Genomic DNA, 25,814 nt, shown 5'->3' with positions numbered 1-25,814 from the left:
GTCCTCCTAGTGGGCGACGGCGGCGGCGCCGTGTTCGTCGACGAGTGCGCCGGTGGTGAACCGGTCGAGGCTGAACGGGGCGACGTAGGGATGCGGCTGCCCGTGCGCGATGGTGTGCGCGAAGCACCAGCCCAGTCCCGGCGTCGCCTTGAACCCGCCGGTCCCCCACCCCGCGTTGACGAACACGTTCTCGTACGGCGTGTGCCCCACGATCGGGCTCGCGTCGGGCGTGACGTCGACGATGCCCGCCCACGACCGCAGCAGGTGCGCGCGGGCGAACACGGGGAACAGCTCCACCGCGGCGGCCATCTGCCGCTCGATGATGTGGAACGCGCCCCGCTGTCCGTACCCGTTGTAGGAGTCCACGCCCGCACCCATCACGAGCTCGCCCTTGTGTGCCTGCGAGACGTACACGTGCACGGCGTTGGACATCACGATCGTCGGGTGCACCGGCTCCAGCAGCTCGGAGACCAGCGCCTGCAACGGATGCGACTGCAACGGTGTGCGCACGCCCAGCTCGTCCAGCAGCACCGACGTGTGCCCCGCGGCGCACAGCGCCACCGTGCCGCAGCCGATGTCGCCGCGGCTGGTGCGCACGCCGGTCACCCTGTCACCGTCCACAGTGAACCCGGTGACCTCGCAGTCCTGGATCAGGTCCACCCCGGCCTCGTCGACGCGGCGCGCGAAACCCCACGCCACGTAGTCGTGCTTGGCGATGCCCGCCCGCGGCTGGTAGGTCGCCCCCCGCACCGGGTAGCGGATGTCGCCCGAGGTGTTGATGATCGGGCAGATCCGCTTGACCTCGTCCGGGCCGAGCCACTCCGCGTCGATGCCGTTGAGCTTGTTGGCCTCCACCCGGCGCACCGAGTCGCGGATGTCCTGCTCGGTGTGCGCGAGGTTCAGCACCCCGCGCTGGGAGAACAGGATCGGGTAGCCGAGGTCGTCCTCCAGCCCCTCCCACAGCTTCAGCGCGTGCTCGTAGATCGCGGCCGACTCGTCCCAGAGGTAGTTCGACCGGATCAGCGTGGTGTTGCGGGCCATGTTGCCGCCCGCGAGCCAGCCCTTCTCCAGCACGGCCACGTTGGTGATCCCGTGGTTCTTCGCCAGGTAGTGCGCCGTCGCCAGGCCGTGCCCGCCGCCGCCGATGATCACGACGTCGTAATTCTTCTTCGGTTCCGGGTTGCGCCAGAGGAAGTCGGGGTGCTCGGGCAGGTCCGCACCCGGCGCGGTCGTCACGTCGTTCATGTCCGCAGCTCCGGGTAGAGGGGGTGCCGGTCGGCCAGTGCCGCGACCCTGGTGGCCAGCTCGTCCAGAGCGGCCTCATCGGTCCCGGGACGCAGTGCCACCGCGATGATGTCGGCGACCTCGGTGAAGTCGGCATCGCCGAAGCCGCGGGCGGCCAGCGCGGCTGTGCCGATGCGCACGCCCGAGGCGACCATCGGCGGCCGGTGGTCGAAGGGGACGGCGTTGCGGTTCACCGTGATTCCCACGCGGTGCAGCCGGTCCTCCGCCTGCTTGCCGTCCAGTTCGGAGTGGCGCAGGTCCACCAGCACCAGGTGCACGTCGGTGCCGCCGGAGACCACGCCGACGCCGTCCTCGGCCAGCAGCCGCCGGGCGAGGATCCTCGCCCCGGAGAGAGTGCGCTCCTGCCGCAGCCGGAACCCGGGCTCGGCGGCGAGCTTGAACGCCACCGCCTTGGCCGCGATCACGTGCTCCAGAGGCCCGCCCTGCAACCCGGGGAACACGCCGGAGTTGAGCTTCTTCGCCAGCTCCGCCCGCGCCAGGATCACGCCGCCGCGCGGGCCGCCGAGCGTCTTGTGGGTGGTGGAGGTGACCACGTCGGCGTAGGGCACCGGCGACGGGTGCAGCCCGGCGGCCACCAGACCGGCGAAGTGCGCCATGTCGACCATCAGGTACGCGCCGACCTCGTCGGCGATGCGCCGGAACTCCGCGAAGTCGAGCTGGCGCGGGTAGGCCGACCAGCCGGCCACGATCAGCCTCGGCCGGTGCTCACGGGCCAGGCGCTCGACCTCGGCCATGTCGACGAGGTGGTCGTCCTCGCGCACGTGGTAGGGCACGGCGTCGAAGTACCTGCCCGAGAAGGTGAGGCGCATGCCGTGGGTGAGATGCCCGCCGTGCGCGAGGTCGAGGCCGAGGAACGTGTCGCCGGGCCGCAGCAGCGCCGCCATGACCGCGGAGTTCGCCTGCGCACCCGAATGCGGCTGCACGTTGGCGAACTCGGCACCGAACAACGACCTCGCCCTGTCGATCGCCAGCTGCTCCAGCGTGTCGACGTGCTCGCAGCCGCCGTAGTAGCGACGGCCGGGGTAACCCTCGGCGTACTTGTTGGTCAGCACCGAGCCCTGTGCCTCGAGCACGCTCAGCGGGGCGAAGTTCTCGCTGGCGATCATCTCCAGCGTGCCGCGCTGACGGGCCACCTCCAGGTTGATCACCCGGTGGACCTCCGGATCGACGTGCGCCAGCGGCAGTCCGAGCACCCGTTCGGGAGCCGGTGTCTCCTGGCGATCAACGGTTACCGACATGCGGTGCCACTCCCGTCATATCTTTATCGGAGAACTGATATATCAATTATTTGCCAAGGTAGGACGCGTGCCCGTTCCGGGTCAATACCGAAACCGGCCCGGAACCGGAGGGCTAGAAGCCCCGGCTGATCCACTCGGACAAGCCAGGCGCCTCCGCCCCGGTCGGGGTCTGCTCGCCGTGCCCGGCGCGCACGACGGTCTCGCCCGAGACGGGCGCGCCCTTCTCGGGCGAGACGACTCCGCCGGCTTTCTGCGCCATGCTGGGTGCCTCCTGTTCGTGGCGGTCAGTCCGAAATGGCGTCGGCGACCCAGTCGCGGAACTCTCCGATGTGGTGCTCGCTGGGCACCAGCACCCCGCCCGCGGCGTAGGCCTTCGAGGACATCGCGGGCTGACACCGTTCACACGCGTCGAAGTCCTGCTGGTTGACGCGGTGGAACAGCTCCACCGACTTGCTCAGGTCGGCGCCGCTGTCGATCACGGACCGCGGGTAGAGCCAGTCGCACTCGACGACGGTGCGGTCCACCGCCATCGGGTACATGCGGTGGAAGATGACATGGTCGGGCACCAGGTTGATGAACACCTGGGGGTTGACGGTGATCGCGTAGTAGCGGCGGTCGTGGTCGGCGCCGACCCCGGAGAGCTTGTCGAAGCCCGACGACTGCCCGTCCACGGTGAAGCCGCCGACGTCCTCGCCGAACTCGGCGCCGTGGCCCACGAAGTACTGGGCCGCGTAGCCGTCGGCGAACTCGGGCAGCACCTCGGTGAGCTCGGGGTGGATCGTCGCGCAGTGGTAGCACTCCATGAAGTTCTCGACGATCAGCTTCCAGTTCGCCTTGACGTCGTAGGTGATCCGGCGGCCCACCACGAGCTCGTCGATCCCCCACTCCTCGATGGCCTCGTCGTCGCCGAGCCTGCCGGTGACGGCGGACTGCACGGAGTCGGCGAACGACGGCGGCTCGTCGGCCAGGCACACCCACACCGTGCCGAGCCACTCGCGCAGCGCGACCGTGATCAGCCCGTACTCGCCACGGTCGACGTCGTGCATCGAGTTGAGGTTGGGCGCGGCGATCAGCGAGCCGTCGAGTCCATAGGTCCACGCGTGGTACGGGCACTGCAGGGACCGGCGCACGGCGCCGGAGTCCTCCACGCACAGCCGCGCGCCGCGGTGCCTGCACACGTTGAGGAACGCGCGCAGCGAACGGTCGCGGCCGCGCACGATCAGGACGCTCTCTCCGCCGACGTCGACCGTGCGGAAGGCGCCGGGGTCCGGCAGGTCGCTGCTGCGGGCCGCGGCGAACCAGTGGGCCTGGAAGATCCGCCGCTGCTCGCGCTCGAAGAGGGCCGGATCGGTGTAGTGGGCGCCGGGAAGAGTCGGGATGAGGCTGGTTGCGGGCTCCGGCTGCTGGTGCGGAAGTTCGACGGAACTCACGGTGGTCCTTTCTCGGGCTACGCCAGGAAACGTGGGTCGGTCAGTGCGCGGGCGACAACAGCCCGGCGAGCTGACGGCGCCAGCGCCCGAACGAGCGGGCGCGGTCCACCGCGAGCACCGCCTCCGGGTTGCCGTCGCGGTCGCGGTAGAGGGCGAGGAAGTCGAAGGAGTCGACGTCGCCCTCGAGCACCTCCACCGTGGAGCCCTCGGTGCGGTGACCGGCGAACTGGATGCGGTGGCCGTACTGGTCGGACCAGAAGTAGGGCAGCGCGTGGTGGGCCGGCGGGTTGTGCTCGCGGTCCAGCAATGCGGCGACGGCGGCGATCGGCTGCTGGACGGCGTTGGTCCAGTGTTCGAGGCGCACCGGCTCGCTCGCGTGGGCCCGGTCGGAGTTGGCGCAGTCGCCGACCGCGACCACTCCGGGCACGGTGGTGAGGCCGCGCGCGTCGGTGCGCACGCCGTTGACGAGCTCGACGCCGGAGCCGATCAGCCAGTCGACACACGGCGAGGCGCCGATGCCCAGCACCACGACGTCGGCGGGCAGTTCGCGGCCGTCGGTCAGCTTCACCCCGGTGACCCGCGTCGTGCCGACGAGCCCGGCGAGCCCGGCTCCGGTGTGCAGCCGGACGTTCTTCGTGGCGTGCAGGCGAGAACACAGCCTGCCCATCTCCAGGCCGAGCGGTTTGCGCAGCGGCACCGGCTCGGTCTCGACGACATCGGCCCGCAGGCCCATGCCCGCGGCGGTCGAGGCGATCTCGGAACCGATGAACCCCGCGCCGATCACCACGAGGCGCGAGCCGGGAACGAGCACCTTGCGCAGCGCGATCGCGTCGTCGAGCGTGCGGAGGGTGTGGACCCCGTCGAGCGCCTGCCCCGGCAGGCACCGGGCGCGGGCTCCGGTCGCCAGCACCACGCCGTCGGAGACGATCCGTTCACCGTCGTCGAGCACGACCGCGCGCCCGGCGGTGTCGAGCGACGCGGCGGTGCGGCCGAGCCGCCAGTCTGCGCCCAGCGAGGTGTCCTCGGGGGTCTCGAGCGCGAGGTCGGCCTCGGACACGGTGCCCGCCAGGAACTCCTTCGACAACGGGGGCCGGTCGTAGGGGGCGTGGGGCTCCTCGCCCACCACGGTGATGCGACCGTCGAAACCTTGGTCCCGCAGTGCACGTACGGCGGTCAGGCCGGCGAGCGACGCGCCGACCACGGTGACCGCCCTCATCAACGGATCTCTCCGGACCCCGCGCCGACGACCTCCGCCGGGACGCCGGTACCGATGGTCTCGTGCACGTAGACCTGGTCGTCCACGAGCACCACCTCGTGTGTCCGCACCGGCTTCCTCGCGGGCGGGCCGCTCGGACGGCCGGTCCGGAGGTCGAAACACGCGGCGTGCAGCGGGCACTCCACCGCGCATCCTTCGAGCCAGCCGTCGGACAGCGACGCGTCCTGGTGGGTGCAGGTGTCGTCGATCGCGTAGAACTCGCCGTCCACGTTGAAGACCGCGATTGCGACCTGGCCCTGCACACGTACAGACTCTCCGACGGGAATCTCGGACACCGCGCCAACTAGAATCATTCTCGCTCCTGTTGCTTATCGCGGAACACGCCGTGCTATACGCAACAGAGGATCGGCTAGGTTTCCGGGGCCCGTCAATCGCCCGAACGCAGAAGACGCCCACGCAGCCCCGGAGTTGCAACATGCACAACACTGGCGACCCCACCACAGCCGCCAACGGTTCGCCCGATCCCAGGCCCCCCAGTCAAACCGTCGATCGCGCCCTCTCGATCCTCACCCTGTTGGCCCAGCGCGGACCGTCGAGCGTCACCGAACTGGCGCGCGAACTCGGCGTCCACAAGTCGACCACCACGCGACTGCTGTCGGCGCTGGAGAAGTTCCGCTTTGTCGAGCAGGACGGCAATCGTGGGAAGTTCCGGCTCGGCTTCGGCATCGTGCGGCTCGCGGGCGCCACCGCCGCACAGCTGGACATCGCCCGCGAAGGGCGGCCGGTGTGCGCCCGGCTGGCGGCCGAACTCCAGGGCACGATCAGCCTGAGCGTGCTCGAGGGCGGCGGCGCGACGGCCGTGGCGCAGGAACCCAGCACGGAGCGGAACTGGATCGGGCTCCGGATGCCGCTGCACGCGACCGCCACCGGCAAGGTGCTCCTGGCGAGCCTCGGATTCGAGGAACTGAGCGGGACGCTGGAACGCCCCCGGCAGCGGTTCACCGCCAAGACCGTCACGGCGAGCGGCGCGCTGCTGGCAGACCTGAACCGTGTTCGCGATCGGGGCTGGGCCGCGACGATCGGCGAACTGGAGACCGGGCTCAACTCCGTGGCCGTGCCCGTGCGCGCGCCCGGCGGGCGCATCGCCGGGGCGCTGAGCGTCTCCGCACCCGAGGAACACCTCGGCCCCGACGACTTCAAGGACATCGCCCGCGTGCTCACCCAGGCCGCCGACGAGATCCTCACGCGGCTGCGGCTGCTGGTGATCCCGTAGCAGCCATTGCTTGACCCACCCAGGCACAGCGATTACGTTCGCCAGATATATCAGTTGTACGGTACGCGGAAGGTGATCATGGATCCACCTCACTCGAGGGCACTCGCGGACGTTCCGCGAGCCGAGCCGGCCGGGTGAGCCCGGCGGGCGAGCGGCCGGCCTCCCGCCGGGCCTTCGTCCAGGACAGACGGACGATCCGCCGCGCCACCACGGCGGCCACTCTCGGAAATGTCGCCGAATGGTACGACTTCGGCGTCTACTCCTATCTCGCCGCGGTCGTGCTGGACCGGGTCTTCTTTCCCGAGGCCGGCGAGTGGTCGGCGGTCCTCACGCTCGGCGCCTTCGCCGCCGCGTTCCTCGCCCGCCCGTTCGGCGGAGTGATCCTCGGACCGCTGGGAGACCGGATCGGCCGCACCAAGGTGCTGGCAGCGACGGTGCTGCTGATGGCGGTGGCCACCGTGCTGCTCGGACTGGTGCCGAGCTACGGCAGCATCGGCATCGCGGCTCCGCTCATCGTCCTGGTCATCCGAATGCTGCAGGGGTTCTCCGCGGGCGGCGAGTACACCGGCGCGCTCACGCTCGTCGCCGAGTACGCGCCCGACCGCAGACGCGGCTACTTCGGCAGCTGGCTGGAGTTCGGCACCCTGCTCGGCTACACCCTCGGGGCCGGCGTCTGCGCGATCCTCATCGCCGTGCTGCCCGATGACGACCTGCTGTCCTGGGGCTGGCGGATCCCGTTCATGCTCGCGCTGCCCCTCGGCATCGTCGGGATCTACCTGCGCATCCGGCTGGAGGAGACCCCGGCGTTCACGCAGCTGATGGATCGCTCCCCCGCGATGGCCACCATGGCGCTGCGCCGCGTGTTCCAGATACTGCTGACCCACTACCGCTCCGCCGCGCTGATCGCGGGCGGGCTCGTGATCGCCTGGAACGTCACCAACTACGTGCTCACCAACTACGTGCCGACCTACCTCACCGGCACCCTTCCCGACCACGGCCGCAGCGGCACGAGCGAGGCCGTCTCCACCACGCTGCAGGTCGCCGTCATGGTCGTGATGCTCTGCGTCGTGGTGTTCCTCGGCAGGCTCAGCGACCGGATCGGCCGCAAACCCATCCTGATCACCGGCAGCATGTCGCTCATCCTGCTCGGACTGCCCGCGGTGTGGCTGCTCCAGAGCGGACTGGGAGGCCAGATCGCCGGACTGCTCATCCTGGGCTTCACACTGGTGTGCTTCGCCGCCGTCACCCCGTCGACGCTGCCCGCGCTATTTCCCACGTTCATCCGCTACGGCAGCCTGGCGATCATCTTCAACGTGGTCGTCTCGGCGTTCGCCGGTACCGCGCCGACCGTCGTCGGGGTGGCGGTGACGGCCACCGGCAACCTCGACTGGCCCGGCTACTACCTGATCGGTGCCGGGGTGATCGGCCTGCTCGCCACCCTGTTCCTCACCGAGTCCGCGGGCTCTCCCCTCGCCGGTGCGGCGCCGCTGGCGTCGAGCGCCGAGCTCCCACCTCCGGAGCTGTCCGACACCGGTGTCCCACTGGAGAACCCGCCGCCGCGCGACCACCTGCCCTGAGCACCCCGCACGGTGGTCACCCGACGTGCTGACCGACCGGCTCACCTCTGGTTCAGACCAAGCGGCTCCGACCGGCCGCGAGTACCGTCCACTGTGGCCGCGTGGCGAGGGGCCGCGCGCGGGATCACCGGTGGAGGGGAAGACAACTGATGAGAGCCCGAGCAACAGTCCTGGCCGTCGTGGCCGGGATGGCCGCCGCGGGGCTGGCCGTGACACCGGCCGCCGCCGCGCCGGACCTCGAGTGGTCGGAGTGCGCTCCCGAGCTCAACGCACCCCGCGGCACCGGGTGCGCCACGATCGACGTGCCGCTGGACTACGAGGACTCCTCCGGCGAGCAGATCACCCTGACGCTCTCCGCCGCCGGGTCTCTGGACGCGCCCGAGGCCCTCGTGGTCAACCCGGGCGGACCCGGTGAGTCCGGCATCGGCACGCCCAAGCAGATCTGGTCGTCGCTGCCGCCGGAGGTCTCGAGCCAGTACCTGGTCGTCGGGTTCGACCCGCGCGGGGTCGGCGCCAGCTCGCCCGTGGACTGCGGCGACACCTCGGGCATCTTCCCGACCCCGCTGCCGCCGCACGAGCCCGCCGACGCGGACCAGGAGCAGCAGCGGGTGGACATCGCCCGCCAGGCCGCCGAGGCGTGCGCCGAGAACTCCGGCGACCTGCTGCCGCACATCACCACGGCCAACGCGGCCCGCGACCTGGACCGCATCAGGTCCGCGCTGGCCCAGGACAAGCTCGACTACCTGGGCTATTCCTACGGCACGAAGCTCGGCGCGACCTACGCGACGCTGTTCCCCGACACCACCGGCCGGATGGTGCTCGACAGCGTCGTGGACCCGACGGTCAGCGTCTACGAGTCGGGCTTCCAGCAGAACAACGCCATGCAGAAGCGGGCGGAGCAGTTCTTCGACTGGATCGCCGAGCGCGACGACCAGTACCACCTCGGCGTCACCGGCAGCCGTGTCCAGCGCGCGTGGGACGAGATGGCCGACAAGCTGGAGGCACAACCCGCCGAGGGCAAGGTCGGCAGCGCCGCGCTGGGCGAGATGCTGGCCTCCACCATGTACTCGGACACCTCCTGGCCCACGCTGGCGGGCGCCGTGTCGAAGTACCGCGACGGCGATGCCAGCGGCCTGGTCAGCGCCACCGAGGAGCTCGGGCTCGACACCGTCAACGGCTCCCAGCTCGCCTACAACTGCGTCGACGGTGTGTGGCCGACCGAGTGGCAGACCTGGCACGACGACACCGCCCGCTCGGCCGGGACGGCCCCGCTGTTCGCGTGGCTGAACACCTGGTACTCGGCGTCGTGCGCGTTCTGGGGCGCCCCGCCACAGGAGCGCGTCGAGATCGGCGAGGGCGACGTGCCGCCGGTCATGCTGGTACAGGCACAGGACGACCCGGCCACCCCGGCCATCGGCGCGCACCGGATGCAGGAGACCCTGCCCGGCTCGCGGCTGGTACTGGCCGAGGGCGGCAACCACGGCCAGTTCCTGTTCGAGACCAACGACTGCATCGACACGCCGGTGCTGGAGTACCTCCGCACGGGTGAGCTCCCCTCGGCCGACGTCGACTGCCCGGTCGCGCCCGCGCCGGGCGCGAACTAGCCGGACGAGAAACGGGGCCCGCGGATCGTCCGCGGGCCCCGTTTTCGTCCTCAGTGGACTACCGGAAACCCCGGTGGTCGCCGTCGTCGCGACGGCTGTTGTGCGTCCACCCGATGTCCTTGCGGAACCAGCCACCGGTCTTGCCTGCCCTGGTGTCCCTGCGGACCTCCCTGACATCGCGCCACATGGACCCGGAGTCACGAAACCGGTGCCCCCGCCTGCGTGCGCGAAGATCGAACAGGAACGACAGCAGCAGAACACCCGCCGCGGCTGCGAGCGCGATCCAGACGACAGAACTCATCGGCGACCTCCCCAGCGAGTCGACCGTGCGGCGAACGACCATTCTAGACGGTTCGTCCGGTTCTCCGCAGGACCGATCGTGCTCCCTCGGCCACACGGCCGCCCCAGATCGGCCGGACGGCCGATGTGTCGCTCGTTGTCCCGCCCGGCAGGCCGATGCCGGGGCCGCGTTCCCCGGACATCCTTAGTGATCACTACATCGTTGCACCCGAAGGGAATGACACCACATGACCGCTGCCGCGGTGGCAGAGAGGCCCGGGGCTCCGACGTCGAGTTCGGGTCCGCGCATCGGCCAGCTCGACGCGCTGCGTGGATTCGCACTGGGCGGGATCCTGCTGGTCAACATCCAGCAGCTGATGCTGATGCGCAGCACCGAGGACCAGGAGAAGCTGCTCATTCCCCACATCCTCGACCTGACCGCGCAGCAGCGGTTCTTCCCGTTGTTCTCGCTGCTGTTCGGCGTGGGCTTCGGCATCTTCCTCCGCCGTGCGCAGGCGAAGGCGGACCACCCGCGGCTGTTGTTGCTGCGCAGACTGGTCGCGCTCGCGGCGCTGGGGGCCGCGCACCACCTGCTGCAACCGGGTGAGGCGTTGCTGCCGTACGCGATCATCGGCATCGTGGCGCTGTTGCCGCTCAGCTGGGCGCCCCGCTGGATCACCCTGACCGTCGGGCTGGTGACGACCGTGGTGCCGATCGCGCTGGCCGGCAGCGGCGCGGCCTTGCCCGGCCTGCTGATCACCGGGTTCGCACTGGCCCTGTTCGAGATCCCCGAGTCCCTGCACCGGATCGGCCCGCACCTGCTGGGCGTGTTCCTGCTCGCGGTCGCGGGTTCGGTCGCCGCTCTGCTGTGGCAGGAGCAAGATCCGCTCAACGCGGGCTTCACCGTCTCCTCCGGCGTCGCCGGTCTGGTCATGGCACTCGCCTACGCCACGGGACTGCTGCTGTTCCTACGGACCAGGGTCGGCCGGTGGTGTGCGCCGACGCTGGAGGCGCTCGGCCGGATGGCCCTCACCAACTACCTCACGGCGACACTGCTGGTCATCTCCTTCGGTCCGCTGCTGGGGCTGCCGGAGTCGACGGCATGGCCGAGGCTGCTCGGGCTCGCCGCGGCGATCCTGGTGGTGCAGGCGATCTGGAGCCGCTGGTGGCTGGCGCGCTTCCGTTACGGGCCGCTGGAGTGGGCGTGGCGCTGCGTCACCTGGTGGAGCCTCGTGGACATCCGGCTACCCGCCACGAGCGGTCGCTAGCTCACCGAAGCCGGTCCCAGAAGTCGCACTGGTGCCGGGCGCGGTGGTCGACCGGGTGGACCGCCCCGGGGGCGAACTGCAGCACCCGACCGGTGTGGTCGAACCGGGGCCAGTCCGGGTTGCCCGGCCCGTTGGGGTCGCCGGTGCGGGCGAAGGTCGTCCAGTGGGCGATCATCGTGTCGCCGAGCTGGTGCTGTTGCGGTGTCAGTAAGTCGTGGCCGAGCAGGTCGAACAGGTACGGCAGCTCGGAGGCGTGGGCGGCACCCATCGGCAGCCCGGCGATCTCCATGCCGTTGACGTTCGGGGCGGTGCGATCGGCGAACTCGTAGGCGTAGACCGGGCAGTGCCTGGCCAGCAGCCGGTTGGCCGCCGCCGTGTCCCGCGCCCACGAGGCGTCGGTGGTGACCGTCGCCCAGGCCATCGCGGCGGACTCGTAGTCCTCCAGGGGATAGCGCGTGGCCACCCGGTCGGCGTCGTCACCGAAGGAGTGGCGCAGCAGTTCGGGGTAGCGGGCGCCAGTGATCGGCTCCAGCAGGCTCGCGCCGCCGATGAACGGGCGCATCTCGTCGCGCGTGCCGCCGGAGATCACCGGCACCCGGTGGAACTCGCGACGGCGCAGCGCCTCCGCCGGGTCGCGTGGCAGCAGCGGGGTGCCGTAGGCGAGGTGGTTGGCGAACTCGCCGGTGTGCTCGAGCAGGTCGCTCACCGGTATGTGCCGCAGGAGCTCGACGGCATCGGAACCCCGGCACCCGAGCGCGGCCGCGACGCGCACACCCGTGGCGTCGACGGTCGCGCGCGAGGCGTAGGGCGTGTGGGCGGGCGAGTTCGGGAACATCACGCCCTCACCCCAGTGGAGCAGCCCGGGACCGGACTGCAGGATGACCTTGTGGAACAGGCCTGCCGCCGCGGGGCTGGTCAGCAGTGCCGAAGCGCTCATCGCTCCCGCGGACTGGCCGAACAGCGTGACGTTGCCGGGATCGCCGCCGAACGCGGCCGCGTTGCGCCGCACCCAGCGCAGGCTCGCGAGCTGGTCGGCCAGCCCGAAGTTGCCGGAGCCGGGCAGGCCCGGGTGTCCGAAGTAGCCGAAGATGCCGAGGCGGTAGTTGACCGTCACCACGATGACGTCACCCTGTGCGGCCAGCCGCTGGGCGTCGTAGAGGCTACCGCCGTCGACCGTGTAGCCGCCTCCGTGCAGCCACACCAGCACCGGCAGCGCGCCGGTGCGCTCGCGCGGCGCGGTGACGTTGAGGAACAGGCAGTCCTCCGAAGCGCCTTCCCCGAAGGGACCCAGCTGCGGGCACAGGCTGCCTGGCGTGGTCGCCTCGACGACGTCGTCCCACGGTGCGACGGGCTGCGGGTCCCGCCAGCGCAGCGGGCCGACCGGCGGCGCGGCGTAGGGGATGCCGGTGAAGGTGTGCGCGGTGCCGGTGTCGGCTCCGCGGACCGGGCCGGTGCAGAGTTCCACCACCAGCGGGTCGCCCGCCTCCTGGGCCGCGATGTCTGGCCACGACGTACCGGAGTCGCGTCGGGTCATGAGTGCGCACCTCCGGATCGCGTCGCGGGGAGGCCGCCCGCGGCGAACTCCGGGTCCTCCCGCAGCGAGCGCCAGAGACCGACCTTGGTGAAGTACAGGTGCTGGACGACCTGCAACAGGACGAACGTGACCGCCCACAGCACTCCCCCGAGCGCGGGGACCGTGTCGGTCGGCAGCGTGTAGGCCATCACGACCCTGGCCACCGCGTCGGCGAGCAGCCCGACGCCCCAGAGCACGGTGGCCACGCGCCACGTACGGCGGAACCGGGCCGAACCCTCCCAGCGGGCGTCCCACGTGTCGGGCCGCAGCGTGGCCGCGAGCGTCGAGTGCTCCAGCATCCCGCGCGCCATGCGGAACGCCAGCGGCCGCGCCGTCCACAGAGTGGCGAGGAAACCGATGCCGATGACGCCGGTGAACCAGCCCTCCCTCGCGAGCAGGAACCGCGCGCTGCCGGTGACGAACGACAGCGCGACGCTGCCGGCCAGCACCACGAGCACGAAGATCCCGAGCGCGTCGAGCTTGCGTTTCGCGATCGCGCGGTATCCGAAGTGGACGATGGTCGGAACCCCGGCGAGGATCAGCGCGAGCACCGGCTCGACGCCGAGCGCCCGCAGCACGTAGAACCCCACGATCGGCACGACGAGATCGAACAGCAGCATGCCCAGGTGGCCACCCGTCCCGGTGGCGCGGGCGCTCACGACGTGCTCCCGGTGGCGAGCTCGAACAGGCGCACCAGCTCCGCCGCGTACTCCGTCGTGTCGAGGTCGGGATCGCGGGCGAGCAGGAACGTCGGACCTTCCACGGAACGCTGGATGGTGGTGGCCATGACCCGGACGTTGAAGTCGCGGAACTCGCCGGTGTCCTGGCCCCAGCGCAGGATCCGTTCCACGGGCGACACGACGTCGCGCTCGGAGTCCTCGTCGTAGTCGAGGTCACCGCTGATGAAGATGTTCAGCAGTGCCCGCATCTGGAGCGCGTGCGCCGAGGCGAACTCGACGTTGCTCTCGATGTAGGCGCGCAACGCGGCGGAGGCACTCGACTGCGCGTCCACCCGCTCGGTCAGGGCCCGCCCGAGCTCGGAGTACACCGCGGTCACGACCTGCTCGACGAGCTCGCGCTTGTTGGCGAAGTGATAGGAGATCAGCCCCGTGCTCGACAGCCCGGCGCGTGCGGCGATCTTGGTGAACGAGGCCTTGGCGTAGCCCTCCTCCGCGATCGTCTCGATAGCCGCCGCGACGATCTGCGCCCGGCGAGCCGACTCCGTGAAGGTTTTTGCTTGCATGAGCAAAACGTAGCTTGGTCAAGCAAGACTCGCAAGTCACCTGATCGACTGACAGCAGGAAACTGCTGGTCAGCGAGGCAGAAAGAGCGGGTCAGCGCCTCCGGCGGGCAGCGACCTCGAGTGCCACTCCGGCTCCGGCCAGCAGCACCAGGCGCACCTTGTTGAGCGCGTGCCACCGGTCGATCAGGCCCTGGCGGGAGCGCTCGGGCGCGGCGCCCGTCAGCAACGGGACGTTGACCGTGCGCACGAGGTGCACCGTCACCGCTGCCGACACCCCCGTGCAGGCCGCGCTCACCACGAGCGGCGTCCGCTCGCTCGCCGGCGCCGTGACCGCGGCGCCGACCGCCGCGCCGAGGATGAGCGGAGCCGTCGGCACGTGGTAGCGAGCGGGGCTGCCCTCACCGAACGCCCCTGAACCTGGCTCACGGGAGATCCGGCCGGGCAGGTCGATGACCGCTTCGAACACACTCACGGCGAACCACTGCGCGTTGGTCAGTCTCGCCACGGTCAACCATCGGTCCCCCACGGCTCACCCTCCCGGTGTCAGTACGGTCGAGCAGCAGAGCGGCGAGTGTAGCCCTCAGCGGCGCGCGGGCTCCCCCGGTTCGTAGGAACGCAGCCGCAGGCTGTTGGAGACGACCAGCACCGATGACAACGACATGGCGGCGCCGGCGATGAGCGGATTGAGCGCGCCCGCCGCGGCCAGCGGGATGGCGGCGACGTTGTAGCCGAACGCCCAGGCCAGGTTGCCGCGGATCGTGGTGAGGGTGCGGTTCGCGAGCCGGATCGCGTCGGGCACGACCCGCAGGTCCTCCCGCACCAGCACCATGTCCGCCGAGCGCACCGCGATGTCGCTGCCCCTGGCGATGGCCATGCCCAGATCCGCCCCGGCCAACGCGGGACCGTCGTTGATGCCGTCGCCGACCATCGCGACCCTGGCCCCGTTCTCACGCAACCGGTCGATGGTCCGCGCCTTGTCCGCGGGCAGGACTCCGGCGAGCACCTCGTCGATGCCGAGCTCGCCGGCGACCGTGCGCGCGGCGGCCTCGGTGTCGCCGGTCAGCAGCACCGTGCGCAACCCCATCTCCCGCAGGGTTGCGACGGCGGCGGACGCCGAGGGCTTGAGCTGGTCGCGCAGCACGAGCACGCCGATCGCCCTGCCGTCCACGGCGACGACGACGGCCGTCGCGGCCCGGCTCTGCGCCCGCCGGAGACGCTCGGCCAGCTCGGGCGGCACCGGGATGTCCCGCTCGGCGAGCAGCCGCTCGTTGCCGACGACCACGCGCACGCCGTCCACGTCCGCGTGCGCGCCGAAACCGGGCACCGCGGTGAAGTCCTCAGGCGAGGGCAGGTCGCCGAGTTCGTCGCGCGCCCGCTCGGCGATGGCCTTCCCGATGGGGTGTTCGGAACCGGTCTCGACCGCTCCGGCGAGCCGGAGCACCTCGCCGGTCCCGACCTCGTCCGCCGCGTGAGTCTCGACGACCGTCATCGTGCCGGTCGTCAGGGTGCCGGTCTTGTCGAGCACGACGGTGTCCACGGCGCGGCTCGCCTCCAGCGCCTCGGGGCCTTTGATGAGGATGCCGAGCTGCGCGCTGCGGCCCACCCCGACCATGAGGGCCGTGGGCGTGGCCAGGCCGAGCGCGCACGGACAGGCGATGATCAGCACCGCGACGGCGGCCTGCACGGCAAGGCGCAGGTCCTGCCCCGCCAGCAACCAGCCGGCCAGCGTCGCCACCGACACCGCCACCACGACGGGGACGAAGACCGCGCAGATCCGGTCCACCAGCCGCTGCACGGCGGCCTTGCGCAGCTGTGCCCGTTCGGCGAGCGCGGTCATCTGCGCCAGCTGGGTGTGCGCGCCCACCTCCGTGGCGCGCACCAGCAGCCGCCCGGTCTGGTTGATGCTCGCGCCGATCACGCGGTCGCCCTTCGCGAGGTCGGCGGGCACCGGCTCGCCGGTCAGCGCGCTGACGTCCACACTGGACCGGCCGTGCTCCACCACGCCGTCGGCGGGAACGGCCTCGCCGGGCAGCACGACCAGGACGTCGCCCACCACCAGCGCCCCGACGGGAACCAGCCGCTGCTCACCGTCGCGCAGCACGCGCGCGTCCTTGGCGGCCAGGTCGTCGAGCTCGCGCAGCAACGCGGTGGCACCGCGCCGCGACCGGCTCTCGAAGTACCGGCCCGCGAGCAGGAACGTGGTCACCCCCGCGGCGACGTCGAGGTAGATCGCGTCCGCACCGGGCGGGGTCGGGCCGAACCCCAACCAGTACCCCGGCTCGGTGCCCCCGGCCACCATCGCGGCCACCGACCAGCAGAACGACGCGAGCACCCCGAGCGAGACCAGCGTGTCCATGCTCGCCGAGCCGTGCCGCAGCCCGCGCCACGCGGCGCGGTGGAACGGCAGCGCCGACCAGAACACCACCGGCACGGCGAGCAGTACGCACAACGCCTGCCAGCCGGGAAACCGCAGCGACGGCACGAGGGCGAGGCTGATCGACAGGTTCCCGAGCGGCAGCGCGAGCAGGGCGGCGACCACCAGCCGGCGGCGCAGATCACGGACCCGCTCGGCACCGGTGTCGTCGTCCTCGCCACCGCGCACCGAGGCCGAGTAGCCGAGCTTGGCGACCCGGTCCAGCACCGCGGTGGTGCCGCTCTCGCCGGTGAGCTCGACGATCGCGCGCTCGGTCGCGTAGTTGACCGACGCGCTCACGCCGGGAAGTTTGTTGAGTCCACGCTGGACCCGCGCCGAGCACGCCGCACAGGTCATGCCCGTCACGGTGAGCTCGACCGTGCGCGTGGTCTGCTCGTCCTGCTGGTCGCCGGCGGAAACCGGCCCCGCCGCGGTCGTCGCGGTCATCGCCATCACGTCCTCGTCCACTGCATCGACAGTGGTGGCCGTCCGGTGTGTGGCGAGGAACTGACCGCACGCTACTCGACCCGTTCGCCGACAGGTTCCCGGGTCCCGGGAACTCCGGCGGCGCGCCGTGCGACTACCTGGCCGGTGGTTCGTCCGGTGTGTGGCGGAGCCGGGTCAGCTCGCGTGACCCTGTTCCCGCAGCACCAGCAGCAGTTCGTCGCGCGCCCGCGCGACTCGGGAGCGGATGGTGCCGACGGGGCATCCGCAGATCTCGGCCGCCTCGGCGTAGGAGTAGCCGAGCACCTGGGTCAGCACCAGCGCCTCCCTGCGCTCGGGGTCGAGCGCGTCGAGCAGCAGCTGAGTGTCCACAGCGGCCTCGAAGCCGGTGACGCCGCCCCGGCGGCCGGACGGCGCCTGCTCGGCGACGCTCTCCCAGTCCTGTTCGGCCAGTCGCGGCCGCGCCGTCTCGCGCCGGATGGTGTCGACCACCACACGGCGCGCGATGGAGAGCAGCCAGGTGCGCGACGACGACCGCCCTGCGAAGCGCGGCAACGAGCTCACCGCGCGCAGATAGGTCTCCTGGGTCAGGTCATCGGCGGTGTCGCGCCCGTTGAGGTGGACCAGGAAACGCCAGACGTCGGCCTGGGTCGCCCTGACCCACGCCTCGAACGCGACCCGGTCACCACGTCCGGCCGCCAGGGCCAGTTCGGTGGTCCGGTCGTCGTCGCGGTGTCCACTGAGGCTCACGGTCAGGCACCCTAGCCGAGGGGCCCGGGAACTCCGCCGCCCGTCCGCGCGACCATTACAACGTGGACTGTTCGAGCTACCGGGAGGCCTTGTCGGCGCGCCTGGACAACGAAGACGAGAACCTGGATCCCCGGATGGTGGACCAGCACCTGGGTTCCTGCGCGTCCTGCCGCCTCTGGTGGGAGCAGGCCGCGCCGCTGCACCGGGCGTTCCGGGTGGCGGAGGCGCCGCAGGTGCCGGACCTGACCAGCCGCATCGTCGCCGTCGCCACGCCGCCCTCCCGCGAACGCTGGGGACTGCGCATGGCGCTGGCCGTCATCGCGCTCGCCCAGGCCGGGCTCGGGTTCGGGCAGCTGCTCGGCATGGGCGGCGCGCACGCCGGGCACGCGACCGGTGCCGGGCACCTCGGCAACGAGAGTGCCGCGTGGAACCTCGCCATCGGCATCGGGCTGCTGTGGGCCGCGCTGCGGCCGAAGTCGGCGGGTGGTCTGCTGCCCGCGCTCACCGGGTTCGCCGTGGTGCTCGGGGTGGTGTCGGTCTCCGACCTGGTCGGCGGCGCTGTCACCGAGGGACGCGTGCTCTCCCACGGCATCATGCTGGCCGGCGTGGTGCTGCTGTTCTTCGTCCACCGGCAGAGCCGCTCCGGCGAGGGACCCGCTCCGGTGGCCGACGGCGCGGAGCCCGGCGGTGCGAGTGCCTGGCGGACAGCGGGGCGCGACGGCCTCGCCCGGATCCTGCCCACCTCGCCACGGCACCGCCCCGCCCGCGGGCCGCTGGCGCGGCGCGACGCCGCCTGAGCGGTCACCGGCCTTCAGCGGCGCTGCGCGGCGAGCTCGGCGAGCATGGCGTTGTAGGCAGCGAACTCGTCGTCGCCCGCACGGTCCTTGCGCTTGGCCTCGCGGTCGTCCGCCCGGGACCACTGCAGCAGCAGCGCCACCATCACGATCACCATGGGCACCTCGCCGCTCGCCCAGGCGATCGCGCCCCCGAGCCGCTGGTCGGCGAGCAGGTCGCCGACCCACGGCAGCGACAGGTAGCGGTAGAAGGTCTCGGCGATGACGGTCTGCGAGTTCATCACGATGACCCCGAAGAACGCGTGGAACGGCATGACCGCGAACAGCATCCCCAACCGCACCAGGTGCGGCAGCGGCCGCGGCGGGCGGTCCACCCCGATCACGAGCCAGTAGAAGAGGTAGCCCGTGACGAGGAAGTGGACGTTCATCAGCTGGTGCCCCCAGTGGTACTGCATCGCCTCGCCGAACAGGCCGGAGAAGTACAGGACGTAGAAGGAGCCGACGAACAGCACCGCGGCGATGGCGGGATGGCCGAACAGCCGGGCGGCGCGCGAGTGGACGACAGCCACCAGCCACTCGCGTGGACCGGAGACCCCGCTCCGGCCGGAGGCGGGCAGGACACGCAGCGCGAGTGTGATCGGCCCGCCGAGCACGAGCAGCACCGGCGCCAGCATGTTCAACGTCATGTGCGCCACCATGTGCAGGCTGAACGTGCCCGGCGCGTAGCGGCCCAGTCCCGACGACGTCACCACCAGCACGGCCGCCCAGCCCGCGCACCACGCGACGACGCGGCCGGCGGGCCAGACATCGCCGCGGCGCCGCAACCGGCGCGCGCCGAGCACGTAGGCCACGGTCGCTGCCACGGCGATGGTGCCCAGCACCAGGTCGAACCGCCACCCGGCGACCAGCGCGGCCAGCGACGGCGCGACGTCGAGGTCGTAGCCGAGGATGGTCTCGTGCACGCTCGGCGGGGCGGACAGAAACGACGGCAGCACCAGGTGCGTCAGCCCCAGCGACGCGCCCAGCGAGGTTCCGAGCAGCAGCGCCTCGGCCAGCAGCAACCTGCGGCGTGAGACCGCCGAACCACCCCGGCGCCTCCGTACGACCAGCAGCACCCCGAGCAGAGCCGCGAACACCGCGACGTGGACCACGAGCAGCGACCCGTAGCCGGTGGAGCCCAGGTTCTGCGGCCGCGCACCGGTGAACCCGGCCACCGCGCCCGACACCCCCACCACCACCGCACACGGCAGGACGAGCCGGTCGTAGCGGGCGAGCACGCGCGAATCGATGGTGCCGCCCGGGCCCCCGCGGCGTTGCTGCGCCAGCAGCGCGACCAGCGCCCCGACCCAGACACTCGCCGCGGGCACGTGCCAGACCAGCGCGTTGGTCATGACGTCGTGCCAGGACCCCACCGCCGCGTGCCCGACGACCACCGGCGGCAGCAGTCCCACCACCGCCAGGGCACACGCGCCGACGGTGCTGCGCCAGCGCAGCGCGACCCGGCACACCGCGCTGACCGCGGCGGCGAACACCGCTACGACCAGCCATGCCTTGGCTTCCTCGACCGCGTCGATGGTGCCGAACAACGCGGGCACCGACAGCAGCGTGCCGATCGGCTGCCCTGCGGCGTCCGCGGCCGACAACGGCACCGCCAGCACGGCGGCGACCGTCCACACCAGACCGGCGAGGCCGGCCAGCCGCGCCGCGGCCCAGGCGTCGGCCACGAGCGCACCGGTGCCGCGCGACGGTACGACGAATGCGGCGAAGGCGAGCGCGCCCACGCACACCACGCCCGCACCCTCGGCGAGCAACCGCACGACGGCGAAGGTGTACGACGTCAGCGGTCCCGGCTCGGTGTCGCCCAGCGGGCCGTACACGTCTCCGCCCAGCGCGACGGTCGCGAGCACGACGACGAGCCCCGCCGCGGCACCCAGCAACAGACCCGCGGAGAGTCGAGCGCGGCGACCGGCGCTCTCGGTTCTGGCGTTCATGTCCTCAGTGGTCGAACAACCGCCCTCCCGAGTTCCCGCGAGGCACCGGCCGTCAACGGTTCTGTGACCTGGGTCAAATCGCGGCCCGGCCGCGAACTCAGGCGCGCCCCGGCCCGACCACTGGTGTGAACCGCGTGGGAGCAGGACCCGCGCGAGGGCCGGGGAGGGACTGCCATGCGGGTCGGCGAGACCGGAGGACCACCGCTGCGCGAGTGGCGGGACGGAACGTGATCGGCTCTCCGGTGCTCGCCTGGCTGCTGACGGCGCTGTTCGCGGCCACGACCGCGTGGTGCCTGCGGGTGCTGCCGTCGCTCGGCGCGTGGGCGCGGGTCGACGCGGGCTGGCACGCGCTCATGGGCGCGGCGATGATCGCCATGATCTGGCACTGGGGCATGGCGATACCACTCGCCCCGCAGGTGGTCCTCTTCGCTCTCGGCTGTCTCTGGTTCCTGAGCCGTACGGCCGCGGGCCACTCACACTCCGGCGGTCACACGGCACCGCGTGGGGCCGGTGCGCACCACGCGATGATGATGGCCGCGATGGCCTGGATGGTCGCGACCATGCCGGAACTGATGGCCGGGTCCGATCCGGACTCCGGCGGCGGGCACCACCACGCACTGGGTGACGCGGTATCGCTGTCCCAGTCCCCGGCGAGCTCCCCCACGGCGTTGATAGCTGGCCACGTGGCGCTCGGGCTCGGCTTCGTCGCGCTGTGCCTGCCCTGGCTCGCCCGCGCCTTCGCCCTCGGCAGGCACCTGCCGGACCCGCGTTCGCCCGCGCCCGGCCGCGAGGTCGCCGACTGCGCCTGCCACGGCGCGATGAGCTTCGGCATGGGCGTGATGTTCCTGGCGATGCTCGCGGGATGACGCACCCACCCGAGAAAGAGGAACCCCGACGATGACCCGGACGACGCGCAACCCCGTCACGGCCCGATCCAGGCTGTCCCCCAACGTGCTCATCACCCTCGTGGTGCTCGTGGTCGCCGCGCTCGTGTTCGGCGGCGTGCTGCTCACGCAGCGCGGCGATGACGACGTCACCCCGGACTCGCTGCGCGGCCCCGACGCCAACACCGTGCTCGACGCGGGAGACGAGGCGGTGACCATCGTCGAGTTCCTCGACTACCAGTGCCCCGCCTGCGCCGGGTACTACTCCGGCATCACCCGGCAACTCGAAGAGGACTACGCGGGCCGGATCACCTTCGTGGTCCGCAACTTCCCGTTGCAGGCGCACCCGCTGGCGAGACAGGCGGCGGCCGCCGCCGAGGCTGCGGCGCTGCAAGGCCGCTTCGCGGAGATGTACCGCGCGCTGTACGACAACTTCACCGGGTGGGCGCTGGCGCCCGGCGGGCAGAGCGTCAGCGACGACACCGGCCGGGCGGCCGCGCTGTTCGACGACTACGCCCGTACGGCGGGCCTCGATGTCGAACGCTTCCGACGCGACATCACCTCCGACGAGGTCCGGAGCCGCATCGAGGCCGACCTCGCCGCGGGGCGCGAGGCGGGCGTCACCGGCACGCCGACGATCTTCGTCGACGGCACCAGGTTCGAGCCGGCCGGCAGCAGCTACGCCGATGTCGCCGCGGAACTTCGCTCTCTACTGGACGATCGGTTGAACCCGTGACCTTTGTGGATGGTCGACACCCGACTCGCCGCCTCGGGTTGACCTACCTGCTCGGCGGCACCCTCGGCCTCGTCGCTGCGGTGGCACTGACCCTGGAGAAGCTCGCGACTTTGGCCGACCCCGACCACGTGCCGTCGTGCTCGCTGAACCCCGTGATCTCGTGCGGCACGGTGATGGCGAGCCCGCAGGCGTCGGCGTTCGGCTTTCCCAATCCGCTGCTCGGCATCGCCGGGTTCGCCGTGGTGAGCACGGTCGGCGTCGTTCTGCTCGCCGGAGCCCGGCTGCCGCGGTGGTTCCAGTGGGGCCTGCAGGCGGGCACCACGTTCGGGGCCGGGTTCGTGCACTGGCTGATCGGGGCGAGTCTGTACGACATCCACGCCCTGTGCCCGTACTGCCTCGCCGTCTGGATCGCCGTGGTCCCGCTCTTCGTCCTCACCACGGTCGAGACGCTCCGCCGCCACGACCGGACCCGGCGCGCGGCGGCGGCGCTGGCCCGCGTCGATGTCGCCCTCGTCGTCGCGTGGTATGTGGTGATCGCGGCGCTCGTGCTGCAGGCGTTCTGGGACTACTGGATCACGCTCGTGCACTGAGCCCCGACGGCGCGATCCGCGTGGTAGGCCGAAAGTACGAGCGGCGTTGCGCTCAGCGGTGGGACTTTCGTGCAATCCAGTCCGGTTTCGTTGACTTTCGTGCGAAATCGACCGTTCACTGTGACACCACGCGGTCGTCGCGCACCGGAGCGCGCGCCTCGTTCTGCCCCGAGGAGGAACGTCCATGCGGCAGTTCGTCGCCCTACTCACTGCGGTAAGCGCTTTCATGCTGGTCACAGCTCCAGCGCCCGCTACGGCGCAGTCCGACATCCCACCCCAGGAACCGGGCGTGACGATGCGGGTGTTCGACGTTCAGGTCCCCCTGACCGACTACTGCACACTCAAGCCCGGCCAGACCCCCAACATCGACAAGCTGATGCCGACGATCGACTGGCGGAGCACCGAGGACTTCGGCATCGCCGACCGGTTCGTCACCGAGGTCACCGGCTACCTCAACGTCGAGACCGCCGGCCGGTACGACTTCCGGCTCACCAGCGACGACGGCGCCCGCTTGTTCCTCGGCGACACCGAGGTGATCGACCACCCCGGACGCCACGGAGCGACGCCGAAGGACGGCTTCATCGACCTGGAGCCGGGCGCCCACCCGCTGCGCATCGACCACTTCGACGGCGACTTCGACCAGCAGCTGACGCTGGAGTGGCAGCCGCCCGGCACCGACGGCTTCACGGTCGTGCCCACCACGGCGCTGAGCACCGACGCCGACGTCACCCGCGTGACCTCCCCCGGCCGCAAGTCGTGCGAGGACGTCGCCGAATCGCCCGGCGACGGGCTGCCGCTCGTCGACGTGCACCCCGACTTCACGCTGACGAACCTGCGCCCCGACGGCTTCGAGCCCCAGGTCACCGGCATGGACTGGCTACCGGACGGCCGGATGGCCATCTCCACGTGGGGCGGCGAGCGCGAGAGCGTGAAGGGTGAGGTGTACCTGCTCGACAACGTCACCGGCACCACCGACGCCTCGCAGGTGACCCTCAAGCGGGTCGCGCAGGACCTGCGGGAGCCGATGGGCATCAAGTACGTCGACGGCACCCTGTACGTGTCGGAGAAGCACCAGCTCACCGCGCTCGTCGACGAGGACGGCGACGAGGTCACCGACGAGTACCGCGAGATCGCGACCTGGCCGTTCGGCGGCAACTACCACGAGTTCGCGTTCGGGCTGCTCTACCGCGCGGGACACTTCTACGTCAGCACGGGCATCGCGATGATCCCCGGCGGCCAGACGGCCGACCCGCAGCCGGTGCCCAACCGCGGCTCCACCCTCAAGATCAACAAGAACACCGGCGACGTGTCCTATGTGGCCGGTGGACTGCGCACGCCGAACGGTCTCGGCTGGGGTCCGGAGGGCGACGTGTTCGTCACCGACAACCAGGGCGCCTATCTGCCGACGTCGAAGCTGATGCACATCAAGCAGGACCGCTTCTTCAACCACTACACCAATCCCGACGGCCCTTACGACAGCAAGCCGGTGACCGAGCCCGTGCTCTGGCTGCCGCACGGCGAGATCTCCAACTCCCCGACCAACCCGCTGGTGCTGCCCAAGGGCCAGTTCAAGGGCCAGATGGTGTTCGGCGACGTCACCTACGGCGGGCTGCAACGGGCCGACCTCGAGAAGATCGGCGGCGAATACCAGGGCGCGGTCTTCCGCATGACGCAGGGCCTCGAGGCCGGGGTCAGCAGAATCTCACTCGGCCCCGACGGCGCGATCTACACCGGCGGCATCGGCTCAACCGGCAACTGGGGTCAGGAGGGCAAGCTCAAGTTCGGCCTCCAGAAGCTCACCCCCGGTGAGAACAACGCGTTCGACATCCGCGGCATGCGGGCGATCGACGGCGGCTTCGAGCTCGAGTACACCCAGCCGCTGTCCGAGGAGACCGCGCGGGACCTGGCGCAGAAGTACGAGGCCGAACAGTGGCGGTACGTGGCCACACCGCAGTACGGCGGGCCGAAGGTCGACGAACAGACCCTCACGGTGAACTCGGCGACGCTGTCCCAGGACCGCAAGACCGTCACGCTGAAGCTCGACGGCCTGCGCCCCGGCCGGGTCGTGTACGTGCACTCCCCTCGCCCGTTCGCCGCGGAGTCCGGCGAAGAGCTGTGGAGCACCGAGGCCTGGTACACGCTCAACCGCCTCGCGGACGGCACCGAGGCGCCCGCCGAGTACGAGGCCGAGTCGGCCCAGCTGGCGGGCGGCACCGGGTTCAACACCAACCACACCGGGTTCTCCGGAGCCGGATTCGTCGACCGCAACTGGGATCCGGGCGCCAGCACGACGTTCGCCGTCGAGGCCGGTCGCAAGGGACGCCACGACATCGCGCTGCGGTACGCGAACGGGACCAACCCCGACCACCCCGAGCCCATGAGCAAGTCGATGAGCCTCTACGTCAACGGCACCAAGGTCAAGCAGGTGTGGCTGGCGAGCACGGGCGCCTGGAACAACTGGGCGACCCACGTCGAGTCGGTGCCACTGAAGCGCGGCGCCAACACCATCGCCTGGGTCCACGAGCCGGACGACGAGGGCCACGTGAACCTCGACAAGATCACCGTCACACCGACCGAACGCATCACCCTGTTCGACGGCGACGATCTCGACGCCTTCGAGTCGGTCGACGGCGGCCCGGCCACCTGGCCGGTCGAGAACGGGTCGGTGGAGTCCTTCGGCGGTGACATCCGCACGAAGGAGAAGTTCAACGACTTCAGGATGCACGTCGAGTGGTACCAGCCGCACTACCCGCCGGAGATCACCGGGCAGGCACGCGGCAACAGCGGTGTCTACATCCAGGAACGCTACGAGATCCAGGTGCTGGAGTCGTTCGGGATCGAAGCGCCGGAGCTCGACTCGGCGGGCGCGATCTACACGAAGAAGGCCGCGGACGTGGACGCGGCGAGGCCGCCGGGCCAGTGGCAGACCTACGACATCGAGTTCACGGCGGCACGCTTCGACAGTGACGGCGCCAAGGTCGAGGACGCGCGGGTGACCCTGAAGTGGAACGGCAGGGTGGTGCACGACGACGTGGCCATCGACGGCAAGACCGGCGCGGGCCAGGCAGAGGGCCCCGCGCCGGGCGCGATCCGGTTGCAGGACCACGGGGATCCCGGTGAGAACCCGAGGTTCCGCAACATCTGGATCGAACGGCGCTGAGCCGGTGAGCCGAGAGGCTGGGCGGGCCGGTGGTCCGCCCAGCCTC

The 25,814-nt window shown here is 71.1% G+C and carries 23 protein-coding genes; 9 read left to right on the top strand and 14 right to left on the bottom strand.

Annotated features, from left to right (window positions below; translation table 11 throughout):
- Positions 1–6: 6 nt before the first annotated feature.
- The 6 genes from JHE00_RS25320 to JHE00_RS25295 all read right to left on the bottom strand — a co-directional run bounded on the left by JHE00_RS25320 (position 7) and on the right by JHE00_RS25295 (position 5,542).
- On the bottom strand, positions 7–1,245 hold the full coding sequence (locus tag JHE00_RS25320) for a sarcosine oxidase subunit beta family protein (protein WP_200322520.1): 1,239 nt from the start codon (positions 1,243–1,245) through the stop codon (positions 7–9).
- A complete protein-coding gene (glyA, locus tag JHE00_RS25315) occupies positions 1,242–2,543 on the bottom strand; it encodes a serine hydroxymethyltransferase (RefSeq protein ID WP_200322518.1) in 1,302 nt (433 codons plus the stop codon). Before glyA ends, JHE00_RS25320 begins: the two co-directional genes overlap by 4 nt.
- Before the next feature lie 112 nt (positions 2,544–2,655).
- Positions 2,656–2,802 (bottom strand): hypothetical protein, encoded by a 147-nt coding sequence (locus JHE00_RS25310; RefSeq protein ID WP_200322516.1) that lies wholly within the window; start codon positions 2,800–2,802, stop codon positions 2,656–2,658.
- Between the two features lie 25 nt (positions 2,803–2,827).
- The gene (locus tag JHE00_RS25305) at positions 2,828–3,973 is read right to left on the bottom strand and encodes an aromatic ring-hydroxylating oxygenase subunit alpha (RefSeq protein WP_200322514.1); all 1,146 of its coding nucleotides are present in this window, start codon (positions 3,971–3,973) and stop codon (positions 2,828–2,830) included.
- Positions 3,974–4,013: 40 nt separating this feature from the next.
- The gene (locus JHE00_RS25300) at positions 4,014–5,189 is read right to left on the bottom strand and encodes an NAD(P)/FAD-dependent oxidoreductase (protein WP_200322512.1); all 1,176 of its coding nucleotides are present in this window, start codon (positions 5,187–5,189) and stop codon (positions 4,014–4,016) included.
- Positions 5,189–5,542, bottom strand: a complete 354-nt coding sequence (locus tag JHE00_RS25295; protein ID WP_200322510.1) for a bifunctional 3-phenylpropionate/cinnamic acid dioxygenase ferredoxin subunit — start codon at positions 5,540–5,542, stop codon at positions 5,189–5,191. The genes JHE00_RS25300 and JHE00_RS25295 overlap by 1 nt, the downstream gene beginning before the upstream one ends.
- 122 nt (positions 5,543–5,664) lie before the next feature.
- Here JHE00_RS25295 and JHE00_RS25290 point away from each other — a divergent pair, with 122 nt between their 5' ends.
- From JHE00_RS25290 to JHE00_RS25280, 3 genes are all read left to right on the top strand, one after another.
- Positions 5,665–6,462: an IclR family transcriptional regulator gene (locus JHE00_RS25290; protein WP_200322508.1), complete on the top strand. Its 798-nt coding sequence runs from the start codon at positions 5,665–5,667 to the stop codon at positions 6,460–6,462.
- 134 nt (positions 6,463–6,596) lie between these two features.
- Positions 6,597–8,039 carry an MFS transporter gene (locus JHE00_RS25285; RefSeq protein ID WP_200322506.1) on the top strand — a complete coding sequence of 481 codons (1,443 nt, stop codon included), beginning with the start codon at positions 6,597–6,599 and terminating at the stop codon, positions 8,037–8,039.
- Positions 8,040–8,188: 149 nt separating this feature from the next.
- Positions 8,189–9,643 (top strand): alpha/beta hydrolase, encoded by a 1,455-nt coding sequence (locus tag JHE00_RS25280; protein WP_200322504.1) that lies wholly within the window; start codon positions 8,189–8,191, stop codon positions 9,641–9,643.
- Between the two features lie 58 nt (positions 9,644–9,701).
- Here JHE00_RS25280 and JHE00_RS25275 read toward each other — a convergent pair whose 3' ends face one another.
- Positions 9,702–9,944, bottom strand: coding sequence for a hypothetical protein (locus JHE00_RS25275; protein WP_200322502.1), 243 nt, complete (start codon positions 9,942–9,944; stop codon positions 9,702–9,704).
- Positions 9,945–10,170: 226 nt separating this feature from the next.
- Between JHE00_RS25275 and JHE00_RS25270 the strand changes: the two genes are divergently transcribed.
- Complete coding sequence (locus JHE00_RS25270; protein WP_200322500.1) at positions 10,171–11,190, top strand: DUF418 domain-containing protein; 1,020 nt, start codon at positions 10,171–10,173, stop codon at positions 11,188–11,190.
- Position 11,191: 1 nt separating this feature from the next.
- Here the strand turns inward: JHE00_RS25270 and JHE00_RS25265 are convergent, their stop codons facing one another.
- From JHE00_RS25265 to JHE00_RS25240, 6 genes are all read right to left on the bottom strand, one after another.
- Entirely contained in the window at positions 11,192–12,724 is a 1,533-nt protein-coding gene (locus JHE00_RS25265; RefSeq protein ID WP_200322498.1) for a carboxylesterase/lipase family protein, read from the bottom strand.
- A complete protein-coding gene (locus JHE00_RS25260; RefSeq protein ID WP_307832097.1) occupies positions 12,721–13,422 on the bottom strand; it encodes a VC0807 family protein in 702 nt (233 codons plus the stop codon). The genes JHE00_RS25265 and JHE00_RS25260 overlap by 4 nt, the downstream gene beginning before the upstream one ends.
- Positions 13,419–14,006, bottom strand: a complete 588-nt coding sequence (locus tag JHE00_RS25255; RefSeq protein ID WP_200322496.1) for a TetR/AcrR family transcriptional regulator — start codon at positions 14,004–14,006, stop codon at positions 13,419–13,421. The genes JHE00_RS25260 and JHE00_RS25255 overlap by 4 nt, the downstream gene beginning before the upstream one ends.
- A 91-nt stretch (positions 14,007–14,097) precedes the next feature.
- On the bottom strand, positions 14,098–14,517 hold the full coding sequence (locus tag JHE00_RS25250; RefSeq protein WP_200322494.1) for an anthrone oxygenase family protein: 420 nt from the start codon (positions 14,515–14,517) through the stop codon (positions 14,098–14,100).
- 69 nt (positions 14,518–14,586) lie between these two features.
- The gene (locus JHE00_RS25245) at positions 14,587–16,866 is read right to left on the bottom strand and encodes a heavy metal translocating P-type ATPase (RefSeq protein WP_200322786.1); all 2,280 of its coding nucleotides are present in this window, start codon (positions 16,864–16,866) and stop codon (positions 14,587–14,589) included.
- A gap of 174 nt (positions 16,867–17,040) precedes the next feature.
- Complete coding sequence (locus JHE00_RS25240; RefSeq protein ID WP_200322492.1) at positions 17,041–17,613, bottom strand: sigma-70 family RNA polymerase sigma factor; 573 nt, start codon at positions 17,611–17,613, stop codon at positions 17,041–17,043.
- A gap of 62 nt (positions 17,614–17,675) precedes the next feature.
- Here JHE00_RS25240 and JHE00_RS25235 point away from each other — a divergent pair, with 62 nt between their 5' ends.
- Positions 17,676–18,410, top strand: coding sequence for a zf-HC2 domain-containing protein (locus JHE00_RS25235; protein WP_200322490.1), 735 nt, complete (start codon positions 17,676–17,678; stop codon positions 18,408–18,410).
- A 14-nt stretch (positions 18,411–18,424) separates the two neighbouring features.
- Here the strand turns inward: JHE00_RS25235 and JHE00_RS25230 are convergent, their stop codons facing one another.
- Complete coding sequence (locus tag JHE00_RS25230) at positions 18,425–20,398, bottom strand: cytochrome c oxidase assembly protein (protein ID WP_200322488.1); 1,974 nt, start codon at positions 20,396–20,398, stop codon at positions 18,425–18,427.
- Positions 20,399–20,625: 227 nt separating this feature from the next.
- Between JHE00_RS25230 and JHE00_RS25225 the strand changes: the two genes are divergently transcribed.
- The 4 genes from JHE00_RS25225 (at position 20,626) to JHE00_RS25210 (ending at position 25,768) form a co-directional block, all read left to right on the top strand.
- Positions 20,626–21,264 carry a DUF5134 domain-containing protein gene (locus JHE00_RS25225; RefSeq protein WP_200322486.1) on the top strand — a complete coding sequence of 213 codons (639 nt, stop codon included), beginning with the start codon at positions 20,626–20,628 and terminating at the stop codon, positions 21,262–21,264.
- A 31-nt stretch (positions 21,265–21,295) separates the two neighbouring features.
- Positions 21,296–22,018: a DsbA family protein gene (locus JHE00_RS25220; protein ID WP_200322484.1), complete on the top strand. Its 723-nt coding sequence runs from the start codon at positions 21,296–21,298 to the stop codon at positions 22,016–22,018.
- Entirely contained in the window at positions 22,015–22,608 is a 594-nt protein-coding gene (locus JHE00_RS25215) for a vitamin K epoxide reductase family protein (RefSeq protein ID WP_307832096.1), read from the top strand. The genes JHE00_RS25220 and JHE00_RS25215 overlap by 4 nt, the downstream gene beginning before the upstream one ends.
- A gap of 184 nt (positions 22,609–22,792) precedes the next feature.
- On the top strand, positions 22,793–25,768 hold the full coding sequence (locus JHE00_RS25210; protein ID WP_200322482.1) for a 3-keto-alpha-glucoside-1,2-lyase-like domain-containing protein: 2,976 nt from the start codon (positions 22,793–22,795) through the stop codon (positions 25,766–25,768).
- The last annotated feature ends 46 nt before the right edge of the window (positions 25,769–25,814 follow it).

Origin of the sequence: Prauserella cavernicola (genome assembly GCF_016595675.1) — a bacterium.
GTDB lineage: Bacteria > Actinomycetota > Actinomycetes > Mycobacteriales > Pseudonocardiaceae > Prauserella_A > Prauserella_A cavernicola.
Note: the sequence above shows the minus strand (reverse complement) of the source record. Positions and strands in the feature narration are given on the sequence as shown.

Coding starts and splice junctions, on each gene's coding strand:
- JHE00_RS25320 (WP_200322520.1), bottom strand. CDS start 1,245: ATGAACGACGTGACGACCGCGCCGGGTGCGGACCTGCCCGAGCACCCC.
- glyA (WP_200322518.1), bottom strand. CDS start 2,543: ATGTCGGTAACCGTTGATCGCCAGGAGACACCGGCTCCCGAACGGGTG.
- JHE00_RS25310 (WP_200322516.1), bottom strand. CDS start 2,802: ATGGCGCAGAAAGCCGGCGGAGTCGTCTCGCCCGAGAAGGGCGCGCCC.
- JHE00_RS25300 (WP_200322512.1), bottom strand. CDS start 5,189: ATGAGGGCGGTCACCGTGGTCGGCGCGTCGCTCGCCGGCCTGACCGCC.
- JHE00_RS25295 (WP_200322510.1), bottom strand. CDS start 5,542: ATGATTCTAGTTGGCGCGGTGTCCGAGATTCCCGTCGGAGAGTCTGTA.
- JHE00_RS25290 (WP_200322508.1), top strand. CDS start 5,665: ATGCACAACACTGGCGACCCCACCACAGCCGCCAACGGTTCGCCCGAT.
- JHE00_RS25280 (WP_200322504.1), top strand. CDS start 8,189: ATGAGAGCCCGAGCAACAGTCCTGGCCGTCGTGGCCGGGATGGCCGCC.
- JHE00_RS25275 (WP_200322502.1), bottom strand. CDS start 9,944: ATGAGTTCTGTCGTCTGGATCGCGCTCGCAGCCGCGGCGGGTGTTCTG.
- JHE00_RS25270 (WP_200322500.1), top strand. CDS start 10,171: ATGACCGCTGCCGCGGTGGCAGAGAGGCCCGGGGCTCCGACGTCGAGT.
- JHE00_RS25265 (WP_200322498.1), bottom strand. CDS start 12,724: ATGACCCGACGCGACTCCGGTACGTCGTGGCCAGACATCGCGGCCCAG.
- JHE00_RS25255 (WP_200322496.1), bottom strand. CDS start 14,006: ATGCAAGCAAAAACCTTCACGGAGTCGGCTCGCCGGGCGCAGATCGTC.
- JHE00_RS25245 (WP_200322786.1), bottom strand. CDS start 16,866: ATGACCGCGACGACCGCGGCGGGGCCGGTTTCCGCCGGCGACCAGCAG.
- JHE00_RS25230 (WP_200322488.1), bottom strand. CDS start 20,398: ATGAACGCCAGAACCGAGAGCGCCGGTCGCCGCGCTCGACTCTCCGCG.
- JHE00_RS25220 (WP_200322484.1), top strand. CDS start 21,296: ATGACCCGGACGACGCGCAACCCCGTCACGGCCCGATCCAGGCTGTCC.
- JHE00_RS25210 (WP_200322482.1), top strand. CDS start 22,793: ATGCGGCAGTTCGTCGCCCTACTCACTGCGGTAAGCGCTTTCATGCTG.